The 18,002-nt window shown below is 36.5% G+C and carries 21 protein-coding genes; 8 read left to right on the forward strand and 13 right to left on the reverse strand.

All coding sequences use genetic code 11. The annotated features are described in order from the left end of the window. Positions 1 to 5: 5 nt before the first annotated feature. On the reverse strand, positions 6 to 1,034 hold the full coding sequence (locus AAT17_RS05595; RefSeq protein ID WP_060523228.1) for an App1 family protein: 1,029 nt from the start codon (positions 1,032 to 1,034) through the stop codon (positions 6 to 8). A 19-nt stretch (positions 1,035 to 1,053) separates the two neighbouring features. After that, positions 1,054 to 2,289 carry an ABC transporter permease gene (locus AAT17_RS05600; protein ID WP_042276000.1) on the reverse strand — a complete coding sequence of 412 codons (1,236 nt, stop codon included), beginning with the start codon at positions 2,287 to 2,289 and terminating at the stop codon, positions 1,054 to 1,056. On the opposite strand from AAT17_RS05600, the gene AAT17_RS05605 reads away from it, so the two are divergent. After that, positions 2,270 to 3,538: an exo-beta-N-acetylmuramidase NamZ domain-containing protein gene (locus AAT17_RS05605; protein ID WP_060523229.1), complete on the forward strand. Its 1,269-nt coding sequence runs from the start codon at positions 2,270 to 2,272 to the stop codon at positions 3,536 to 3,538. The genes AAT17_RS05600 and AAT17_RS05605 overlap by 20 nt on opposite strands. An 11-nt stretch (positions 3,539 to 3,549) precedes the next feature. Beyond that, a complete protein-coding gene (locus AAT17_RS05610; protein ID WP_060523230.1) occupies positions 3,550 to 3,993 on the forward strand; it encodes a DUF1569 domain-containing protein in 444 nt (147 codons plus the stop codon). A gap of 5 nt (positions 3,994 to 3,998) precedes the next feature. On the opposite strand, the gene AAT17_RS05615 is transcribed toward AAT17_RS05610, so the two are convergent. From AAT17_RS05615 to AAT17_RS13080, 3 genes are read right to left on the reverse strand one after another with little or no spacing between them, the layout of a single operon-like run. After that, a complete protein-coding gene (locus AAT17_RS05615; RefSeq protein WP_060523231.1) occupies positions 3,999 to 4,757 on the reverse strand; it encodes a hypothetical protein in 759 nt (252 codons plus the stop codon). Beyond that, on the reverse strand, positions 4,727 to 5,743 hold the full coding sequence (obgE, locus tag AAT17_RS05620; protein WP_042276009.1) for a GTPase ObgE: 1,017 nt from the start codon (positions 5,741 to 5,743) through the stop codon (positions 4,727 to 4,729). Before obgE ends, AAT17_RS05615 begins: the two co-directional genes overlap by 31 nt. A 58-nt stretch (positions 5,744 to 5,801) precedes the next feature. After that, positions 5,802 to 6,902, reverse strand: a complete 1,101-nt coding sequence (locus tag AAT17_RS13080) for an adenylate kinase (protein WP_082586913.1) — start codon at positions 6,900 to 6,902, stop codon at positions 5,802 to 5,804. A gap of 72 nt (positions 6,903 to 6,974) precedes the next feature. Here AAT17_RS13080 and AAT17_RS05630 point away from each other — a divergent pair, with 72 nt between their 5' ends. Further along, positions 6,975 to 8,120 (forward strand): 5-(carboxyamino)imidazole ribonucleotide synthase, encoded by a 1,146-nt coding sequence (locus AAT17_RS05630; RefSeq protein WP_060523232.1) that lies wholly within the window; start codon positions 6,975 to 6,977, stop codon positions 8,118 to 8,120. Between the two features lie 78 nt (positions 8,121 to 8,198). Here the strand turns inward: AAT17_RS05630 and AAT17_RS05635 are convergent, their stop codons facing one another. Both AAT17_RS05635 and AAT17_RS05640 read right to left on the reverse strand, forming a co-directional pair. Further along, positions 8,199 to 8,645, reverse strand: a complete 447-nt coding sequence (locus AAT17_RS05635) for a PA2169 family four-helix-bundle protein (protein WP_042276014.1) — start codon at positions 8,643 to 8,645, stop codon at positions 8,199 to 8,201. Between the two features lie 167 nt (positions 8,646 to 8,812). Beyond that, positions 8,813 to 9,379: a DUF3109 family protein gene (locus tag AAT17_RS05640; RefSeq protein ID WP_042276016.1), complete on the reverse strand. Its 567-nt coding sequence runs from the start codon at positions 9,377 to 9,379 to the stop codon at positions 8,813 to 8,815. Between the two features lie 140 nt (positions 9,380 to 9,519). Here AAT17_RS05640 and pyrH point away from each other — a divergent pair, with 140 nt between their 5' ends. The 4 genes from pyrH to AAT17_RS05660 all read left to right on the forward strand — a co-directional run bounded on the left by pyrH (position 9,520) and on the right by AAT17_RS05660 (position 12,407). Beyond that, positions 9,520 to 10,224 (forward strand): UMP kinase, encoded by a 705-nt coding sequence (gene pyrH / locus AAT17_RS05645; RefSeq protein ID WP_060523233.1) that lies wholly within the window; start codon positions 9,520 to 9,522, stop codon positions 10,222 to 10,224. Between the two features lie 46 nt (positions 10,225 to 10,270). Further along, the gene (gene frr / locus AAT17_RS05650) at positions 10,271 to 10,825 is read left to right on the forward strand and encodes a ribosome recycling factor (protein ID WP_042276019.1); all 555 of its coding nucleotides are present in this window, start codon (positions 10,271 to 10,273) and stop codon (positions 10,823 to 10,825) included. Between the two features lie 158 nt (positions 10,826 to 10,983). Next, entirely contained in the window at positions 10,984 to 12,132 is a 1,149-nt protein-coding gene (locus tag AAT17_RS05655) for an Mrp/NBP35 family ATP-binding protein (RefSeq protein ID WP_042276021.1), read from the forward strand. Then, positions 12,132 to 12,407, forward strand: a complete 276-nt coding sequence (locus AAT17_RS05660; RefSeq protein WP_042276023.1) for a NifU family protein — start codon at positions 12,132 to 12,134, stop codon at positions 12,405 to 12,407. The genes AAT17_RS05655 and AAT17_RS05660 overlap by 1 nt, the downstream gene beginning before the upstream one ends. Positions 12,408 to 12,481: 74 nt before the next feature. Here the strand turns inward: AAT17_RS05660 and AAT17_RS05665 are convergent, their stop codons facing one another. The 6 genes from AAT17_RS05665 to AAT17_RS05690 form a co-directional block, all read right to left on the reverse strand. Further along, on the reverse strand, positions 12,482 to 12,979 hold the full coding sequence (locus AAT17_RS05665; protein WP_060523234.1) for a hypothetical protein: 498 nt from the start codon (positions 12,977 to 12,979) through the stop codon (positions 12,482 to 12,484). A 92-nt stretch (positions 12,980 to 13,071) separates the two neighbouring features. After that, positions 13,072 to 13,848 (reverse strand): DUF3050 domain-containing protein, encoded by a 777-nt coding sequence (locus tag AAT17_RS05670; protein WP_060523235.1) that lies wholly within the window; start codon positions 13,846 to 13,848, stop codon positions 13,072 to 13,074. A gap of 71 nt (positions 13,849 to 13,919) precedes the next feature. Then, a complete protein-coding gene (locus AAT17_RS05675; RefSeq protein ID WP_042276030.1) occupies positions 13,920 to 15,104 on the reverse strand; it encodes an acyl-CoA dehydrogenase family protein in 1,185 nt (394 codons plus the stop codon). 111 nt (positions 15,105 to 15,215) lie between these two features. Beyond that, positions 15,216 to 15,956 carry a tRNA1(Val) (adenine(37)-N6)-methyltransferase gene (locus tag AAT17_RS05680; protein ID WP_060523236.1) on the reverse strand — a complete coding sequence of 247 codons (741 nt, stop codon included), beginning with the start codon at positions 15,954 to 15,956 and terminating at the stop codon, positions 15,216 to 15,218. Then, entirely contained in the window at positions 15,956 to 16,483 is a 528-nt protein-coding gene (gene rimM, locus AAT17_RS05685) for a ribosome maturation factor RimM (RefSeq protein ID WP_060523237.1), read from the reverse strand. The genes AAT17_RS05680 and rimM overlap by 1 nt, the downstream gene beginning before the upstream one ends. A gap of 11 nt (positions 16,484 to 16,494) precedes the next feature. Then, positions 16,495 to 17,001 carry a 30S ribosomal protein S16 gene (locus AAT17_RS05690; protein ID WP_042277229.1) on the reverse strand — a complete coding sequence of 169 codons (507 nt, stop codon included), beginning with the start codon at positions 16,999 to 17,001 and terminating at the stop codon, positions 16,495 to 16,497. A gap of 141 nt (positions 17,002 to 17,142) precedes the next feature. Here AAT17_RS05690 and AAT17_RS05695 point away from each other — a divergent pair, with 141 nt between their 5' ends. Continuing rightward, positions 17,143 to 17,949 (forward strand): DUF6252 family protein, encoded by an 807-nt coding sequence (locus AAT17_RS05695; RefSeq protein ID WP_060523238.1) that lies wholly within the window; start codon positions 17,143 to 17,145, stop codon positions 17,947 to 17,949. Positions 17,950 to 18,002: the final 53 nt, after the last annotated feature.

An 18,002-nucleotide genomic window follows, 5' to 3' on the forward strand; every position in this document is an offset into this window, starting at 1 on the left:
CAATTTTATACAATCCATTCATGTTGTCTGGCGTGTTTTACTGCTTCATTTGACTCTTCAACTAGGATCATAGGACAAATGGTAAAGGAATTTGCAATGGCTTTTACTCGCGCCATTTTCTTACTGTGTTTAACTGATCTTAAATAAATAGCCAAAATTCTATCTGGGAACTGTTGAGCAACCTCTTTATAATAATCTGCATCGTGCTCGCCGCTATCGCCTATCAAGATAAATTTGAGATCGGGATAATGTTTTAAGATATTAAGTAATTCATGGGCTTTATGTGGCCGTTTAAGCTTTGGCGTGCGATCCCAAGGAGTAGGAAAATCTCTTAATAAAATAGGCCCTTTTGGAAATCCATGAAAATCCAAAAACTTTTCTAGATACTTGTATAGATTCCACGGACTATTGCTCAAATAAAACATAGGATTGTGATCATTTCCTCCCATACCGCGATGTAGCAATTGATACAAACTGGCAGCACCTTTTAAAGGTACACGCCTATCATAATTTTTAAAAAAGGTATTGAAAGCAACACGCATTTTCAAAAAACTAGTCACACCAGTATGCATGATGGTATCGTCAATATCGCTTATAATTCCGTAAGATGAAGTTTCTTTAGGGATTAAAATCTCACCGCTAAATCGATTGATAGCAATACGTTTTTGAATTTTTGCTTTCGCGAAAGCGGCATTATCCTCGTGAAAACTTACTACAACAGGCAAGTAACCAGACTCATCTACCAGATCGAGCAAATTGTAATCAACCTCTAAATTGAATAAAAAGTATCCTTCATGATCGGCTCGCGTTTCAAACTTATCACCGTTTGATAAGGTTAACACTACTAAAGCATTGCGAATTTCATCGGTAGCAAAAGTGCGCCAGGTGTTACGTAAGGTTTGATAGAAGGTTTGTTGCTCATAGTGTTTAAGAGGTTGATCCTCAAGCGCCCTACCACGCACATATAAGTGATGCTCGCCGCCGTAAGTACGGTAAACATCTAGAATCCAAGGATCTCTTTTGAACAACGCCATTGTGTGAATTTAGATAATCTTATTCAAATCTCATGGCTTTTACCGGTGATATCTTACTAGCGACGTAACTAGGCAACAATAAAGATAACAGGCAAACTACAAATGTTCCTGCATTTAGTAAAAGGACATGGTACCAACTTATGTACACAGGTGCCTGTGTAACGTAGTAATTTTGTGGGTCGAGAGTTATCGGGCTGAAGAAATATTGAACAGCTATTAAACCTATTCCTAATACATTGCCTATTATCAATCCTTGTAAAACAAGGTTCATAGCATTGTATAAGAAAATTTTACGCACGGTCCAATTGCTGGCGCCTAGAGATTTAAGAACACCTATCATACGAGTACGATCCAAAATAAGCACTAATAACGCTGTTATCATATTTATAATTCCTACAACCAGAATGATTCCTATAATCCCATAAATATTTGAATCTAATAAACTTAACCACTGGAACATACTTGGGAATTGCTGTGTAAGCGTTCTTGCATTAAGGTTAAAAGGTGTTTTAGTTTGTATAAGTTTACCTACGTCATCTAATTGATCAAAATCTGCAATAAACACTTCAAAATTACCTACCTCATCCTCGTTCCATTTATTGATTTTTTGAATATGACGTAAATCTCCTAGAACAAATTTAGAATCGTATTCCTCTAGTCCACTGTCATATATACCTGAAACCACAAACGCCTTAGCTATTGGAGTAGATCTATCTGACCTCATAAAGAATGTAGGAGCTTTATCTCCTACCTCAAGTTGCAATCGTCTAGCAATATCGTCAGAAATCAATATTTCTTTGGATGCTTTATCAGTATCTAAAGCAGGAGCTTGACCCGAGATAATAAAATCACTAAAGTATTCCCATTTATAATCAAGCCCTATTCCTTTAAATATTATGCCTTCAAAATCCTTTTCAGTACGAATCATGGCACCTTTAGTGGCTACAGCTTGTATGTGCTCTACTTGTGGTGCTTCATTAAATTTAGGATAAAAGTCTTGATGAATACTTATAGGTTTTACTGTTGTGATAGAATTATTTCTGTCAAATAAAGCAATGGTAACATGACCATTAAAAGCACTCACTTTTTCCTTTATTTTTCGCTGTAATCCAACTCCAGTGGCTATAGCAATTAACATTACGATTACACCTATTGCGATTGCTGCTATGGCAATTTTAATTATAGGTGCACTTACACTATTTTTATAAGCGGTACTACTTTGTATTCTTTTAGCTATGAAATATTCTAAATTCAAACTCTCTTTTTCTGCAATCAAATATAGCGTTTTACTGCTTTTACTAGTGTTTACAAACTGCAAACCTAAGGTAGAAAAAGTCGTTGCCATAAATGACACTGCGATTGAAACCGCTGTTGACTCATCGATTAGTCCTACCTATCCCAAACCTGCTGCAGATCGTATTGGAATTTGGGGTCGCGGTTTTGTAAACAAAACCGTTGCTGTAGTAGGCAATCAAACCAGCGTAGTTCAAAAAATTAAAGGTCAGGACACCACTTATGTACATCTTGTAGACACATTACTATCGCTAGGAGTCAAAGTAAAAAGGGTGTTTGCTCCAGAACATGGGTTTAGAGGAACTGCCGATGCTGGCGCAACCATAAAAGATGGAATTGATGCAAAAACAGGTATACCAGTTATATCGCTTTATGGAAAAAACAAACAACCTAAAGACGAACACATCACCGATGTGGATTTTGTCATTTTTGACATTCAAGATGTAGGCGCTAGATTTTATACCTACATAAGTACTTTACATTATGTAATGCAAGCTTGTGCAGCAAACGATCGAAAGTTATTTGTTCTAGATAGGCCTAATCCTAATGGACATTATGTCGATGGACCTATTTTAGAAAAAGAACATCAAAGTTTCGTCGGCATGCATCCAATTCCAGTTGTACATGGAATGACTATTGGTGAATATGCTCAAATGATCAATGGTGAAGGTTGGTTAGATTATAAGTTGCAATGTCCTTTGTCTATTATTAAAATGAGTGATTACAGCCATGACAGTAAGTATTCAATACCCATAGCTCCATCTCCAAATTTACCCAACGACAAATCCATCAATTTATATCCTAGCCTTTGCTTTTTTGAAGGAACAACGGTTAGTGTAGGTAGAGGTACGGATAAACAATTTCAAATTTTTGGAGCTCCTTATTATAAAAATGATTACGAGTTTTCCTTTACTCCACAATCAAATCCAGGAGCACAATATCCAAAACATGAAAATAAAACTTGTTACGGTATGGATTTACAAGAGAGCAAGTCATTAAGCAATCTAGATCTTGAATATTTGGTTACCGCTTACGCGAAAGCGCCCAACCAAAGTGAATTCTTCAACTCCTTCTTCACCAAGCTCGCTGGAACAAAAAAGCTGCAAGAACAGATTCAAGCTGGCTTAACACCTGAGGAAATTAGAGACAGTTGGCAAAATGACCTTAATGCATTCTTGAAAATCCGTAAGAATTATTTACTATACCCTTAACTATAATCGCTATGGAATCATTTTTTAATTCTCAATCCTATAATCAATTACTTGAAAGACTGGATTCTATTAATCCTGACAACCCGCCTTTATGGGGTAAAATGACGACGGCACAAATGATGAATCATTGTCAAGAGCCTTTAAAGATTGCACTTGGCTATAACGATAAAAACCTTAAATCAAATTGGGTCGTCAAACTATTATTCAAGAAGATGCTTTACAGCCCAAAACCTTTTAAAAAAAACGCTCCAACTCCACCTGCATTTCGATCAACCGCTACTTTTAATTTTGAAGAACAAAAAGCAGAATTAAAGAAATGGATGCAAGAATTGTATAACGATAGACATAATCCAAATAGAGCACCTCATCCTGTTTTTGGTACATTTACGGAAGAACAATGGGGAATTTTACAATGGAAACACCTTAATCACCACTTTGAACAGTTTGGAGTTTAAAGGAATTATTCAGTTACTTCTATCATATAGAAAATATGGCCTTTTTCTAAATCTTCAATTAGTAAGCTGTTATCAGTTTGTTGGTAAACAGCCCATTTTTTAAAAGATTGATTTTTACTTTCTATCAATATAATTCCTTTATCTTCAGTTGTTTCCCATTTAAGTTTAGCGTCCATAAACAAAACTTTAGTCGAAACAATTTCAGGAGATAAAAAGTGTAATGAAAAATCAAGAAGCAGAAGCTCTTCCCTAGAAGACTCTGGTGATTGATCACGCATTCTTACCTCTTCAGTTTTCCATTTTTTAAGAAGTTTGACCGTATCAACTTCAATGGTAGCATACTCTAACTTTTTAATATAAGAGTAATTCACTTTAGCATTAGCTACCTTTCCTTTATGCATGATGAGATGTGCATTTCCAGAAACTAGCACTCCTGTTTCATCACCGTTCCAATAGAATACTCCACTTTTATCACTAAACCTAATTACATTTTCTTCAATCTCATAGGTTAAGTTGTACGATTTTCCAGCAAAGTTAAGGACAGAGCTATTGTCTTCATTCAATTTAAAAGATAGGTCTTGAAACATCCTAGCTAATCTATTAAGTTCAACAGCTGTTGGTTTTACACCTTGAATGGCTGTCGTATCAACTTCCTTAAAGCTCCACTCTCCTAAATATTCTTGAGCTGTGAGCTCAATAGAAAAGAAAAGAATAAGAAATAATGAACAAAAACTTATTCGGCAGATTTGTTGAGCATGCTCCATAATTGATCCTTTAACTCGGTTAGGTTGTAATGTGTAGCGCTAGAAATAAACATATAAGGCCTTCCTTGAAAAGCTCCTTGATCATCTAGTGATTCCCTCATTTCTGTCATAAGTTCATCATCTAGCATATCAGATTTTGATATACAAATAAAGCGCTCTTTATCTAATAATTCTGGATTGTATTTTTTCAACTCATTTACTAGTACATCATATTCTGCATTGATATCATCCGCATCAGCCGGAATAAGAAATAATAAGGTTGAATTACGCTCTATATGTCTTAAGAATCTATGCCCTATTCCCTTACCTTCTGCAGCGCCTTCAATAATACCTGGAATATCGGCTATGACAAAAGTTTTGAAATCACGGTATTCTACAATTCCTAAATTAGGCTTAAGAGTAGTAAACTCATAATTGGCAATTTTAGGTTTTGCTGATGTGAGAACAGACAACAAAGTAGATTTACCTGCATTAGGAAATCCTACTAATCCAATATCTGCAAGAACTTTAAGTTCAAAAATCACATCCAGTTCCTCACCTTCGGTACCAGGCTGCGCATATCTAGGAGTTTGATTGGTAGAACTTTTAAAATGCCAGTTACCACGACCACCCATTCCTCCTTCACAGATGATAAACTCCTGTCCATCATCTAGAATTTCGGTAATGACCTGGCCTGTTTCAGCATTTTTAACCACTGTCCCTATAGGAAGTTCAATGGTTACATCCTGACCGTCCTCACCAGTACGACGTTGCTTGGCACCATTTCCTCCTGCGCCGGCTTTAAAATGTCGTTTGAATTTAAAGTGATATAAGGTCCAAAGATTTTTATTACCCTTAAGAATTATATGACCACCGCGACCACCATCTCCACCATCTGGACCACCTTTTTCTACATACTTTTCCCTGTGCAAGTGCGTACTACCTTTTCCGCCTCGACCAGATTCTAAGTGTATCTTAGTATAGTCTACAAAATTTCCTTCGGTCATTTTTTCAATTTCTTATTTAATAAATAATGCTTATTGCATTTTTAGAGTGAGGTTACCGCTATAACTTATCAAACTCTACACTCAATCGCTGTGTAATTTCATCAATAGCTCCTACTCCATCAACTCCATAATACTTGTCTTGAGCAGCATAGTAGTCTTTAAGTGGTGCTGTTTGCTTATAATAAACTTTTACTCGATCTCTAATAACATCTTCATTAGCATCATCGGCACGACCGCTTGTTTTTCCTCTTTCAAGTAAACGCTCGACTAAAATTTCATCTTCTACCTCTAGTGCAACCATACCGCTTACCTCAGTATCCATGGACTGCAATAAGTTATCAAGTGCCTCGGCTTGAGCGTTTGTTCTAGGAAACCCATCAAAAATAAAACCTTCGGCTTGAGGATTTTTTTCGACTTCGGCTTTAAGCATTTTGATCGTTACCTCATCAGGAACCAAATCTCCTTTATCTATATAAGATTTTGCAAGGGTACCTAGTTCTGTTGCATTTTTGATGTTGTATCTAAAAACGTCTCCTGTAGAAATATGAACGAGGTTGTATTTTTCCTTTAAACGTTCTGCTTGAGTTCCTTTTCCAGCACCAGGAGGACCGAATAATACGATGTTTTTCATTTTATTAGTTTGTACGTAAAGCTGGGGTAATTCTCTCCCCAAATTATTATAATCCATGCCGTATCCTACGACAAATTTGTTTTCAATATTAAGACCTACGTAGTCTATTTTAAGTTCTTGTTTGTAAACATCAGGTTTTAAAAACAAGGTAGCTACTAGTAGTTCTTTGGGATTTAGTTGTGTTAGCTTTCGCGAAAGCGTAACCACAGTAAGCCCGGTATCTACTATGTCTTCTACTACCACGACTGTCCTATTGGATAAATCTAAATCCAATCCTTCTAACTTTACTTGACCAGTACTTTGTGTTCCGTCGTAACTTTTTGCCTTGATAAATGCTATTTCACAAGGATGCTGAAATTTTCGCACCAAATCTGCAAGGACCATAAAACTACCATTTAGAATCCCGAGAAATATTGGCTTTTTATCTGCTAAATCACGATTAAGTTGATAGGCAAGATTATCAACAGCGCTATCAATTTCCCTAGCGCTCATAAAGGGTTTAAAATAAAGGTCGTGTAGTTTGATCAACTCGTAGCTTTTATGCAAAGATAGTTATAATGAAAATAGCCAATTTCTATTGAACGTGCTTATTTTTGAAGCATGGAACAAACTTATTTTTCTTCAGACTTTAGATTAGGGATTTTGGGCGGTGGCCAGTTGGGCAAGATGATGCTTTATACAACGCGCAAATGGGACATTCAAACCTATGTAATGGACGATGCTGAAACGGCTCCGGCGTTTGAAGGAAGTACCGTTTTCTTTGTAGGAGATATAATGAATTACGATGCCGTGATGGAAATGGGAGAACAAGTGGATGTTCTTACTATTGAAATTGAAAACGTCAATGTACAAGCACTTCAAGATTTAGAAGATAAGGGCATTGCAGTTTCACCTAGTGCCAGCGTACTTAATTTAATACGTAATAAATCTAGACAGAAAGAGTTTTACCGCTCACAAAATATTCCTACTAGCCCTTTTGAAACTTATGACTCTCCAAAAATGGATCATGGTCGTGAATTCCCGTTTATTTGGAAAAGCGCCGAAGGCGGTTACGACGGTAAAGGCGTCAAAGTAATTCGAAATCAAGATGATTTAAAAGAGTTACCTGAACAACCATGTTTATACGAGGACATGATTGATTTTGACCTAGAGCTTGCGGTTATCGTAGCACGTAATGCAAGTGGTGAAATGAAAACCTATCCTGTTGTTGAAATGGAGTTTCATCCAGAGGCTAATCAAGTAGAATACGTGTTGTGTCCGGCAAGGATTAGTGACGATATTTCTAATAAAGCACGTGAAGTGGCTTTAAAAGTGAGTGAGGCTTTTAATCATGTAGGCTTACTCGCAGTAGAAATGTTTTTGACTAAGGATGGAGAAATACTTGTGAATGAAGTAGCTCCACGACCTCATAATTCTGGTCACTATTCCATAGAAGGCTCTATGACCGATCAGTTTGAACAACATATAAGATGTGTTTGCAACCTTCCATTAGGTGATACAGAAAGTGTTATAAGTAGCGTAATGGTAAATCTTGTAGGTGAAGAAAATCATACTGGCGATGTTATTTATGATGGAATTGAAGAAATTCTATCTATGCCTGGAGTAACTCCTCATATTTATGGTAAAAAACAAACTAGACCTTTTAGAAAAATGGGACACGTTACCATAGTTAATAAGGATATAAACGAGGCACGTAAAATAGCCGAAGAGGTTAAAAAGAAAATAAGAGTTATTGCAGCAGAATAACCAATTATATTTTTAAAGAAAGAAAGCCCCAATTACAAATGGTAATTGGGGCTTTTCATCAACCAAACAAAAAATATTTTAGGCAATATTCTCCATTGCATTCACTCGATTAAGTGCAGTTTGAATGTTGTCTCGGTGTTTAGTTAAAATTGTTCTTGTGGAAACTGGCAGCGATGTTTCGGCTAGAACTTCATTGTACTCCTCTACAGCCGCTTTTTCTCCACGTATGGCTTCTTCAAGTATAGTTTCTTCCTTATCAGATGAGAAGGTAGATTTTATATTCATCCATGCTCTATGAGCATCGCCAGTGATACTTGTTCCTTTATCTGGTTCTTGACCAAAACTTCTTATTTCAGATTTTAGCTCATGACCAAAATCATATCGTTCTTGTGCTTGTTGAGAAAAGAAATCTTTCAATCTACTGCTATCTACCTGGTCTTTTGCTTCCTTGTAGCCAGCTTCGGCGTCGTAGTTTTTCTCTAATAAATCGTTTAACTTATTGGCAACTTTTTCTGTGTAACTCATAACTTTTGTTTTTTAATTTATCTACAAGTTAGCACGATCATAGGTTAGATACAGGTCACTTCACAAAGCTTTAGTAGGATATTAAAATCATTTTTTGAAATAGAATCAATAACCTACTAATTATGTTAAACCTGCTGTAAAATAAATGCCAGAGCATTAACATAACACTACTTATAGTTCTGTGCGATGTCCTCTAACTCTTCATACCATTGAGCACCAAATTTTCGTATCAACGAATCCTTCAAAAATTTATAAACTGGAACCGACAATTCTTTACCCAGCTCGCAAGCATCATTACAAATTTCCCATTTGTGGTAATTCACCGCGCTAAAGTCGGTGTATTCTTGTATACGCACAGGATACAAATGACAAGAAATAGGTTTGTAAAAAGGTGTTTTACCAGCATGATAGGCTGCCTCGATACCACATTTTGCAGTTCCATCCTCATTAAAAATGGTATAAGCACACTCGGCACCATTTACTAAGGGCGTTTCCAGTTCACCATTCTCACGCTCGATCCAGGTACCTTGTTCCTCTATTGCAGCCCTACCTTTATCATTTAAAAAGGGTTTGATATTTTCATACTCGTTATCAAGAATTTCCAATTCCTTTTGCTCGAGCGGCGCGCCTGCCTCACCAGCAACACAGCAGATTCCTTTACAAGCGCTTATGTTACAAACAAATTCCTTTTCTAATAGATCGTCCGACACTATGGTTTTCCCTAACTGAAACATCTTCCTTACTTTTTTGCAAAGATACTTCAGTCGTACTATTGATGTAATTTTTTTAGATACGCTTTCGCGAAAGCGAACTCACACCTATTCCATTCCTATTTACTTTCAATTATATTTGCACAACTTTGTAAAAAACACCCATGGAATACAAAAGAATATTACTCAAACTATCAGGAGAAGCGTTAATGGGAGATCGCCAGTACGGTATAGACCCAAAACGTCTTGCAGAATATGCCCAAGAAATTAAAAAAGTCACTGATATGGGTATAGAGGTAGCCATTGTAATTGGTGGCGGTAATATTTTTAGAGGTGTGGCAGGTGCAAGCGCAGGAATGGATCGCGTGCAAGGCGATCATATGGGAATGCTGGCAACAGTTATTAATGGACTAGCCTTACAAAGCGCTTGTGAAGATGCAGGAATACCTACTAGACTGCAAACTGCAATTAAAATTAATGAGGTGGCAGAACCTTTTATACGTCGCAAGGCAATACGTCATTTAGAAAAAGGACGTGTCGTAATTTTTGGTGGTGGTACTGGTAATCCCTATTTCACAACAGATAGTGCTGCCGTACTACGAGCTATTGAAATTGAAGCCGATGTAATACTTAAAGGAACAAGAGTTGATGGAATTTACACTGCAGATCCAGAAAAAGACACTAGCGCCACTAAATTTGACTTAATAAGCTTTGAAGAGGTCCTTAATAAAGGTCTGAAAGTAATGGATACAACCGCGTTTACTTTAAGTCAAGAAAATAAATTACCAATAATTGTATTTGATATGAATACAAACGGTAATTTAGTAAAGCTTTTAAATGGAGAAAAAATAGGAACAAGAGTACAATAATTGAAAACGGCAATATATTTGTACAAGTGCTCAATAAATTGACATCATGAACGAAGAATCAACTTTTATTTTAGATACAGCTAAAGAAGCTATGGATGGTGCTATCAAGCACTTAGAAAAAGAATTACTTAACATACGAGCTGGTAAGGCTAGTCCTGCTATGTTAGGAAGCGTGACTGTAGACTATTACGGTAGTCAAACGCCACTTACCCAGGTTGCAAATGTAAGTACTCCCGATGCGCGTACAATAAGTGTACAGCCATGGGAAAAAGCAATGATTCCAGAAATCGAGAAAGGTATCATGATTGCAAACTTAGGATTGAATCCTATGAATAATGGTGAGAGTATAATCATTAATGTTCCTGCTTTGACAGAAGAACGTCGTCGTCAACTTGCAAAACAAGCTAAGGCAGAAGGAGAAGATTCAAAAGTAGGTGTACGTAATGACCGTAAAAATGCTCTTAATGATTTAAGAAAACTTGATTTATCAGAAGATGAACTTAAAAATGCAGAACAAGAAGTTCAGGCTCTTACTGATAAGTATGTTGCCAAAATTGATGAAATGATCGTGGTTAAAGAGAAAGAAATCATGACTGTTTAAAAATATCTTTTATAGTATCTAAAAAAGCGAGCCTTAAAAGGCTCGCTTTTTATTTTATAGGTATAATTAAATCTTATCACACCGCTCTATCCTTTTATACAGTTTCTGCTTTTTAAAGTCACTAGGTTGTATCTTTGTAATCAGATTAAGTGAAACCCATGAAAATAGAGAAAAAAGATGTTCTCAAGGCTCTTGAAACTATATCAGTTCCTGGTGAAGGACAGAATATGGTAGAAAGTGGAGCTATTAAAAACGTTATAGTATTTGGAGAAGAGGTAGTGGTTGATGTTACTATAAACAATCCTAGCTTACAAGCAAAAAAGAAAACTGAAGTTTCCATTCTACAAGCTATTCACAAAGAGGTTTATCAAAAAGCTCAAGTGAAAGTTAATTTAAAGGTTGAAGCACCAGTTCAAGAAAATAAAGCTCCTCAAATTAAAGGAAAACCTATACCAGGAATTGATAATATCATAGCAGTAGCAAGTGGTAAAGGTGGTGTAGGAAAATCTACTGTAACAGCAAACCTTGCTGTTTCATTGGCAAAAATGGGATTTAATGTCGGATTATTAGATGCCGATATCTACGGTCCTAGTGCCACGATAATGTTTGATGTGATTAATGAAAAACCACTTTCTGTTAACGTGGATGGGAAATCCAAAATGAAACCAGTGGAAAGTTATGGTGTAAAGGTACTGTCCATCGGCTTTTTTACGCAACCAGACCAAGCAGTAGTATGGCGTGGCCCTATGGCAGCAAAGGCTCTTAATCAAATGATTTTTGACGCTGCATGGGGAGAATTGGATTTTTTACTAGTTGACCTTCCTCCAGGTACTGGTGATATTCATTTAAGCATAATGCAATCACTACCTTTAACGGGTGCAGTAGTAGTATCAACTCCTCAAAATGTAGCATTGGCAGATGCTCGCAAGGGTGTTGCTATGTTCCAACAAGAAAGTATCAACGTTCCTGTTCTAGGAATTATAGAAAACATGGCTTATTTCACTCCGCCTGAATTACCTGAAAATAAATATCATATCTTTGGAAAGGATGGAGCACGTAATCTTGCAGAAGATTTACAAGTAAGATTTTTAGGAGAATTACCATTAATGCAAACGATAAGAGAAGCCGGTGATGTAGGTAGACCTGCAGCCATGCAAGAAGATACTCTTGTTGAACAAGCATTTATTGATATTACTCGTAATGTAGTTGAAGAAACAGTTAAACGAAATGAAAACTTACCACCTACTCAAGCTATTAAAATAACTACTATGGCTGGATGTAGTCCGGTGAACAAACAAAAGCAATAATGACAGGAGCAGCATTACAAGCAGCAGTTGAAGCTGGATTAGAGGAAATCCGACCATTTCTACAAAGAGATAATGGAGATATTGAACTGGTTGAGATAAAAGACGACAAACATGTTATTGTTAGATTATTGGGAACTTGTGTAGGTTGTCACGTAAATCAAATGACTTTAAAATCTGGTGTTGAACTTACCATCAAAAAACACGCACCACAAATAGAGAAAGTTGAAGATATTTCTGGAATCGCAGAAAAAGAAGAATCGCGAGATACTTTATAACTTTCATATAATATCAAAAAAAAGGCGCTTCATCGTTATGAAGCGCCTTTTTTATATAACAACTTGAATGTTCTCTATTGCTTAGTAAAGCGTATTTCCAACTCATAAGAGGAATCACCGTCCACTTCATCAAGTGAAAGTGTCATGTTTGAACTTGTGAGTGTTTGCACTTCAAAAGTCTCATCTGCATCAGACAAGTAAATTGAATTTCCAACTACAGAATAAGTCCCAGAACTGGTTAAGGAATCAATATCCGTATCAGTATCTACTACTACACCATTTACTTGCTCTTCATAATCATAAGTATAAGTACCAGAGCTTGTGTAAGTACCATTAGAATTAAATACAAAAATAGCGTTGTTAAAGGCAGTACCTTCTTCTAGGTATACCCTTGTTACTGTACTACCATTTACCGTTTCATTGTAGGTTTCTTGAGATCTAAAAAAAGTCAAGGAATAAGTTCCAGCAATATTCTCGGCATTTACCGGTAAATTTTCTGGTCCATCATCATCACCACATGATATGGTTGCAATTGTCAGTAAAGACAGAAATAAAATTTTTAAAGTTTTCATATCGTTAATTTGATTGATTAATTCTTCAAAAATATCTATTTCATTAATTACTCTATATTTTTATAAGTTAAATACTGCTAATTGTTAAGCAACTAGACTAATTCTGGAACCCCAATAGCTGCATAAATACCATCAAATAACTCAATACGTTTTTGTAAGGATTCATTTGCGACATGTGCTGCTTGTTCCCATTTAACACTATCATCGCCACACAAAAGAGCCACCATTTTATGAGCCATTGGGCCGTGCTCATCACCATCTAACTCAATGTGTCTATCAAAATAATATCGTATAGCAGTAAGATCTACTCCTTCTTCTACTCGCATTCCTTTAAGAATTTCTGTAAACATTTCAGGAATTAAATCTTCACGGCCATAAGTAAATGCAGCAGCAATTTCGTGAGGTTGATTACGCTCAATAATTTCAAATGTGAAGGTCAAAAATCTTTTGACAAAATCCGGTATGTCCGTTTTTGAAATTTGTTCAATAGGATTATTATGGTTAGAAATCGTTACAATTTGATTTACTATCAAATCTGTATTAACATCTAGTCCTTCCATGGCATTTAAATACATTTCAAAATGACTCAATCTATTACCATCTTGATCTAGATCAGATTCTTCAGCCAGAACAATTTCATTAATTAAATATCTAGTATCATTACTACCTTTAGGAAACCACGGAGTAGTTGTACAGGTAAGTTCTCTTTGCAGAGCCTTGAGCAAAGACATAAAATCCCAAACAGCAAAAACATGATGAGATGTAAAAACCTGTAAATCTCCTAAATTAGAAATAGCATTGTATAAAGGATGACTCAACAATCTTTTACGATTGTCACTAATTCTAGATTCAATTATAGTTGTATTCATAGCTCAATTTGTGCAAAAATAAAAGGCTACCCATTGTTGTAGGCAGCCTCTATAATTTATTTAACGATTACCTATTTAAAAGCATTTTCTCCAGTAATATCAAGTCCGGTGATCAACAAATGAATATCGTGAGTTCCTTCATAAGTAATAACACTTTCTAGATTCATCATATGTCTCATGATACTATATTCACCTGTTATTCCCATTCCTCCCAAAATTTGTCGAGCCTCACGAGCAATCTTAACAGCCATTTCAACATTATTACGCTTTGCCATAGAAATTTGAGCGCTCGTTGCCTTTCCTTCTTCACGCAATACTCCTAATCTCCATGCTAGTAGTTGTGCCTTGGTAATCTCAGTAATCATTTCGGCAAGTTTCTTTTGCTGTAATTGAAAAGCTGCAATTGGTTTCCCAAATTGGATACGTTCTTTTGCATATCTAAGCGCTGTATCATAGCAATCCATTGCAGCACCTATAGCACCCCATGCAATACCAAAACGAGCACTATCTAAACAACTAAGAGGAGCACCTAGACCAGAGCGACCTGGTAAAATATTACTTTTTGGAACTTTTACATCCTGAAAAATCAACTCACCTGTAGCACTTGCTCTCAAAGACCATTTGTTATGAGTCTCTGGAGTAGAGAAACCTTCCATGCCTCTTTCTACAATAACTCCATGGATACGACCTTCTTCATTCTTTGCCCAAACCACTGCCACATCACAAAACGGGCTGTTTGATATCCATAACTTGGCTCCATTTAAAATAATATTTTCTCCATCTCCAGCATCTTTAAAATTAGTAGTCATTCCTCCTGGATTACTACCGTGGTCCGGTTCAGTAAGACCGAATGACCCCATAAATTCACCACTTGCTAGTTTAGGTAAAAACTTTTTTCTATGTTCTTCACTACCGTATTTCCATATAGGATACATTACTAGCGATGACTGGACTGATGCTGTACTGCGCACACCACTGTCACCTCGTTCAATTTCTTGCATGATCAAACCATAAGAGATTTGGTCCAATCCTGCGCCACCATATTCTTCTGGAATATAAGGACCAAAAGCACCTATTGATGCTAATCCTGGTATAATACTCTCAGGAAACTTGGCATCCTGTGCTGCTTGTTCAATGATAGGTGAAACATCACGTTTAACCCAAGAACGAGCTGCATCACGTATCATTTTGTGTTCCTCGGTAAGTAACTCATCTAGGTTGTAATAATCTGGTGCTTCAAATAGATCTGGTTTCATAGATATAATTTGTATAGAGTAACTACATCGTTTGAGTGTAGTTCCAATAGTTTTTGAATTGGTCGTAAAAATAAGAGAATGCTCACTTATTGCCCAGAAAAATGATAAGGATTACATTTTTAAATAAAAGTCCTTTGTAAGTGCGATATACTCATCGGTATACTCATGCCTAGAATGTTCAATTACCATATGCTGGGTAACTAGTTCTTGATTGGATTTTATTACGCTTTCGCGAAAGCGTAATTCCATAAACACTCTTTTAACAGAACTATCCACAGTTCCACGTACGTACATTTTACGTGTAGGCATCATAGTGAAGTAATCGGCAATTTCAAGAACTCGTTCTTCTCTTTCTACAGGAAATACAAGTGCAAAAGTACCATCGATAGCAAGAAGCTTATAAACTCCATAGAAAAGCTCTTCAAAAGGTAAAGCATCGTCAAATCTTGCTTGTTGCCTACGACTCTCTATTTGATCATCAGACTTAATTGACTGAGCATTATAAAATGGTGGATTACTCACCATAAAATCATAGCGCTCATCAACCTCATCATAAAACTCTTGAAAGCTAGCATGATATGCATATAGCTGGTCTTTAAACTTGCTAGATTCAAAGTTGGATGCAGTTTGCTCAAAGGCATCGTGATCGATCTCTATAGACTCAATAAACGCTTGTGGAAACCGTTGAGCACACATTAAAGAAATGAGCCCTGTTCCTGATCCTATGTCTAATATTTTGTGTGGTTGCTTATCAAGACTACACCATGCTCCTAAAAGAACACCGTCGGTACCAACCTTTTGAGCAACCTTATCTTGAACGATGTCAAACTGTTTAAAAGAGAACGTACTCATTACTCTAAATACAACTCAATTAAACCTGGTGGTGTTTGTACTAAAATTTGTTTGTTGTCACGGTCTACATTTAAAATAAACTCGTCGTGAACTGGTATAAGAATTTCTTTCTCACCTTGCTTTATTTCAAAAAGAGCTTGTGAGGTTGTATCGTTAACACCATCTACAATTCCCACCTCGCCATAATTAGAATCAACAATTGTAAAACCTATGATTTCATGGTAGTAAAATTTATTACCTGTAAGCGGTGGTAATGCAGTAAGAGGCAAATACAGATCCTTTTGAAGCAAGGAATCTGCCGTAGGTTCATCGTCTACATCTTCAAATTTGATACGCAGTAATGCAGATTTGTGTAGTTGACTGCGTTCAATAAAAAATGGAATCAAGTTTTTGCCTACTTCGACAAAAACTGATTCCATTTCAAGAAAAAGATCCGGTTCATCAGTGTCTAATTTGACAAGGATTTCACCTTTAAAACTAAATTTGTTTACGATCGTACCTACGTAAAAACAGTCTTTTTTACGCATGATATATCGATTTACTCTTCTTCTCCTGTTGCGTCTTCGCTAGCTGCAGCTGGCTCTTCCACTTCTGGTTCTGGAGCATTTGCTGCGATACGAGCTTCGTTTACTGCTTTTTCTGCTTCTAGAGCTTCAGCTGCAATTTTATCTGCATCAGCCTTAAGGCCAGCAGCTTTGTTTGCAATTTTTGCTTCTTTTTCAGAAACCCAAGCTTGGAATTTTTCTTCAGCTTGTTCTTCAGTGATCGCACCTTTTTTCACACCACCTTTAAGGTGCTTTTTAAGTAACGCACCTTTGTAGCTTAAAAGAGCACGAGCTGTATCAGTAGGCTGCGCACCATTCTCTAACCATTGTACAGCACCATCTACATCTAGGTTGATAGTTGCAGGGTTAGTGTTAGGATTGTAAGTTCCTATTTTTTCAAGGAATCTACCATCTCTCTTTGCGCGAGCATCTGCTGCTACGATCCAGTAAAAAGGCTTTCCTTTTTTACCGTGTCTTTGTAATCTGATTTTTACAGGCATAACATTAAAGTTTGCGGGAACACGTCCCTTTTTATTAATTTAAGGCTGCAAAAGTACCATTATTTTAATAATGAGCATCATATATAAAGATTTAATTCTTATTAAATCCTTACATTTACCCCAAACTTAATGAAATTACTGATGAAAAAACTAATTGTAGCTGTCCTTACTTTGATTGCCATTGTAGGATGTGAAAAAAATCTAGATGAAGATAACAGCCCTGCAATCCAAGCTGTGCGTAATGGAGAATTTTTCAAAGCGCAGGATATGGCTGCTTCAATCGACATCGATGGAAGACTGATTATTCAAGGAACTAATCAATTAGAATCTTTAACAATTTCTCTAGACGACAGTAGTCCTGGAACCTACATCCTAGGTCAAGGCGCTTCTAGTGAGGCAACTTACGTTTTTAACAACTCTCAATCTTTTTCTAGCAACGCAAATGATGGCCGTGGTGAAGTTACGATCACCTCTAGTTCTAATTCAGGTTTTGTATCTGGAACCTTCGATTTTGTCACCTACACTGCAAATGCTTCCGACTCGCTTTACATGAGAAAAGGTGTGATTTTTGAAGTCCCATTAGGAGGAACCATTAACCCAGGAAATGGCAATACAACAAATTCTTTTGCTGCCGATGTAGATGGACAAGCTCTTAATCCATCACTTGTATCGCCTAATGTTTCATCTGGTACGATTCTAATATTTGCTAGTAACCAAAACATAAGCTTATCTATTTCATTTCCTGATACTATCGTTCCAGGAGTTTATTCATTCCCAACGGATGCTACAGGATTATATGCTCAAGGTACTTCTGGTGAGACTGCTCAAAGCGGGACAATTGAAATTCTAACTCATGATACAGCAAACAATTCAATTACAGGTACATTTAATTACACTACTACTGGTGGAATTGTAATTGACAATGGAAGTTTTGATGTACAATATTAAAACTAATTAGAAACACTCATAAAAAAAGCTGCTCGTGGAGCAGCTTTTTTTAT

Origin of the sequence: Nonlabens sp. MIC269, assembly GCF_001430865.1 — a bacterium.
Taxonomy (GTDB): domain Bacteria; phylum Bacteroidota; class Bacteroidia; order Flavobacteriales; family Flavobacteriaceae; genus Nonlabens; species Nonlabens tegetincola.

Coding starts and splice junctions, on each gene's coding strand:
- AAT17_RS05595 (WP_060523228.1), bottom strand. CDS start 1,034: ATGGCGTTGTTCAAAAGAGATCCTTGGATTCTAGATGTTTACCGTACT.
- AAT17_RS05630 (WP_060523232.1), top strand. CDS start 6,975: ATGGAACAAACTTATTTTTCTTCAGACTTTAGATTAGGGATTTTGGGC.
- rimM (WP_060523237.1), bottom strand. CDS start 16,483: ATGCGTAAAAAAGACTGTTTTTACGTAGGTACGATCGTAAACAAATTT.
- AAT17_RS05660 (WP_042276023.1), top strand. CDS start 12,132: ATGACAGGAGCAGCATTACAAGCAGCAGTTGAAGCTGGATTAGAGGAA.
- AAT17_RS05680 (WP_060523236.1), bottom strand. CDS start 15,956: ATGAGTACGTTCTCTTTTAAACAGTTTGACATCGTTCAAGATAAGGTT.
- AAT17_RS05690 (WP_042277229.1), bottom strand. CDS start 17,001: ATGCCTGTAAAAATCAGATTACAAAGACACGGTAAAAAAGGAAAGCCT.
- obgE (WP_042276009.1), bottom strand. CDS start 5,743: ATGACCGAAGGAAATTTTGTAGACTATACTAAGATACACTTAGAATCT.
- AAT17_RS05665 (WP_060523234.1), bottom strand. CDS start 12,979: ATGAAAACTTTAAAAATTTTATTTCTGTCTTTACTGACAATTGCAACC.
- AAT17_RS05635 (WP_042276014.1), bottom strand. CDS start 8,645: ATGAGTTACACAGAAAAAGTTGCCAATAAGTTAAACGATTTATTAGAG.
- AAT17_RS05605 (WP_060523229.1), top strand. CDS start 2,270: ATGAAATATTCTAAATTCAAACTCTCTTTTTCTGCAATCAAATATAGC.
- frr (WP_042276019.1), top strand. CDS start 10,271: ATGAACGAAGAATCAACTTTTATTTTAGATACAGCTAAAGAAGCTATG.
- AAT17_RS05615 (WP_060523231.1), bottom strand. CDS start 4,757: ATGGAGCATGCTCAACAAATCTGCCGAATAAGTTTTTGTTCATTATTT.
- AAT17_RS05655 (WP_042276021.1), top strand. CDS start 10,984: ATGAAAATAGAGAAAAAAGATGTTCTCAAGGCTCTTGAAACTATATCA.
- pyrH (WP_060523233.1), top strand. CDS start 9,520: ATGGAATACAAAAGAATATTACTCAAACTATCAGGAGAAGCGTTAATG.
- AAT17_RS05670 (WP_060523235.1), bottom strand. CDS start 13,848: ATGAATACAACTATAATTGAATCTAGAATTAGTGACAATCGTAAAAGA.
- AAT17_RS05695 (WP_060523238.1), top strand. CDS start 17,143: ATGAAAAAACTAATTGTAGCTGTCCTTACTTTGATTGCCATTGTAGGA.
- AAT17_RS05675 (WP_042276030.1), bottom strand. CDS start 15,104: ATGAAACCAGATCTATTTGAAGCACCAGATTATTACAACCTAGATGAG.
- AAT17_RS05640 (WP_042276016.1), bottom strand. CDS start 9,379: ATGTTTCAGTTAGGGAAAACCATAGTGTCGGACGATCTATTAGAAAAG.
- AAT17_RS05610 (WP_060523230.1), top strand. CDS start 3,550: ATGGAATCATTTTTTAATTCTCAATCCTATAATCAATTACTTGAAAGA.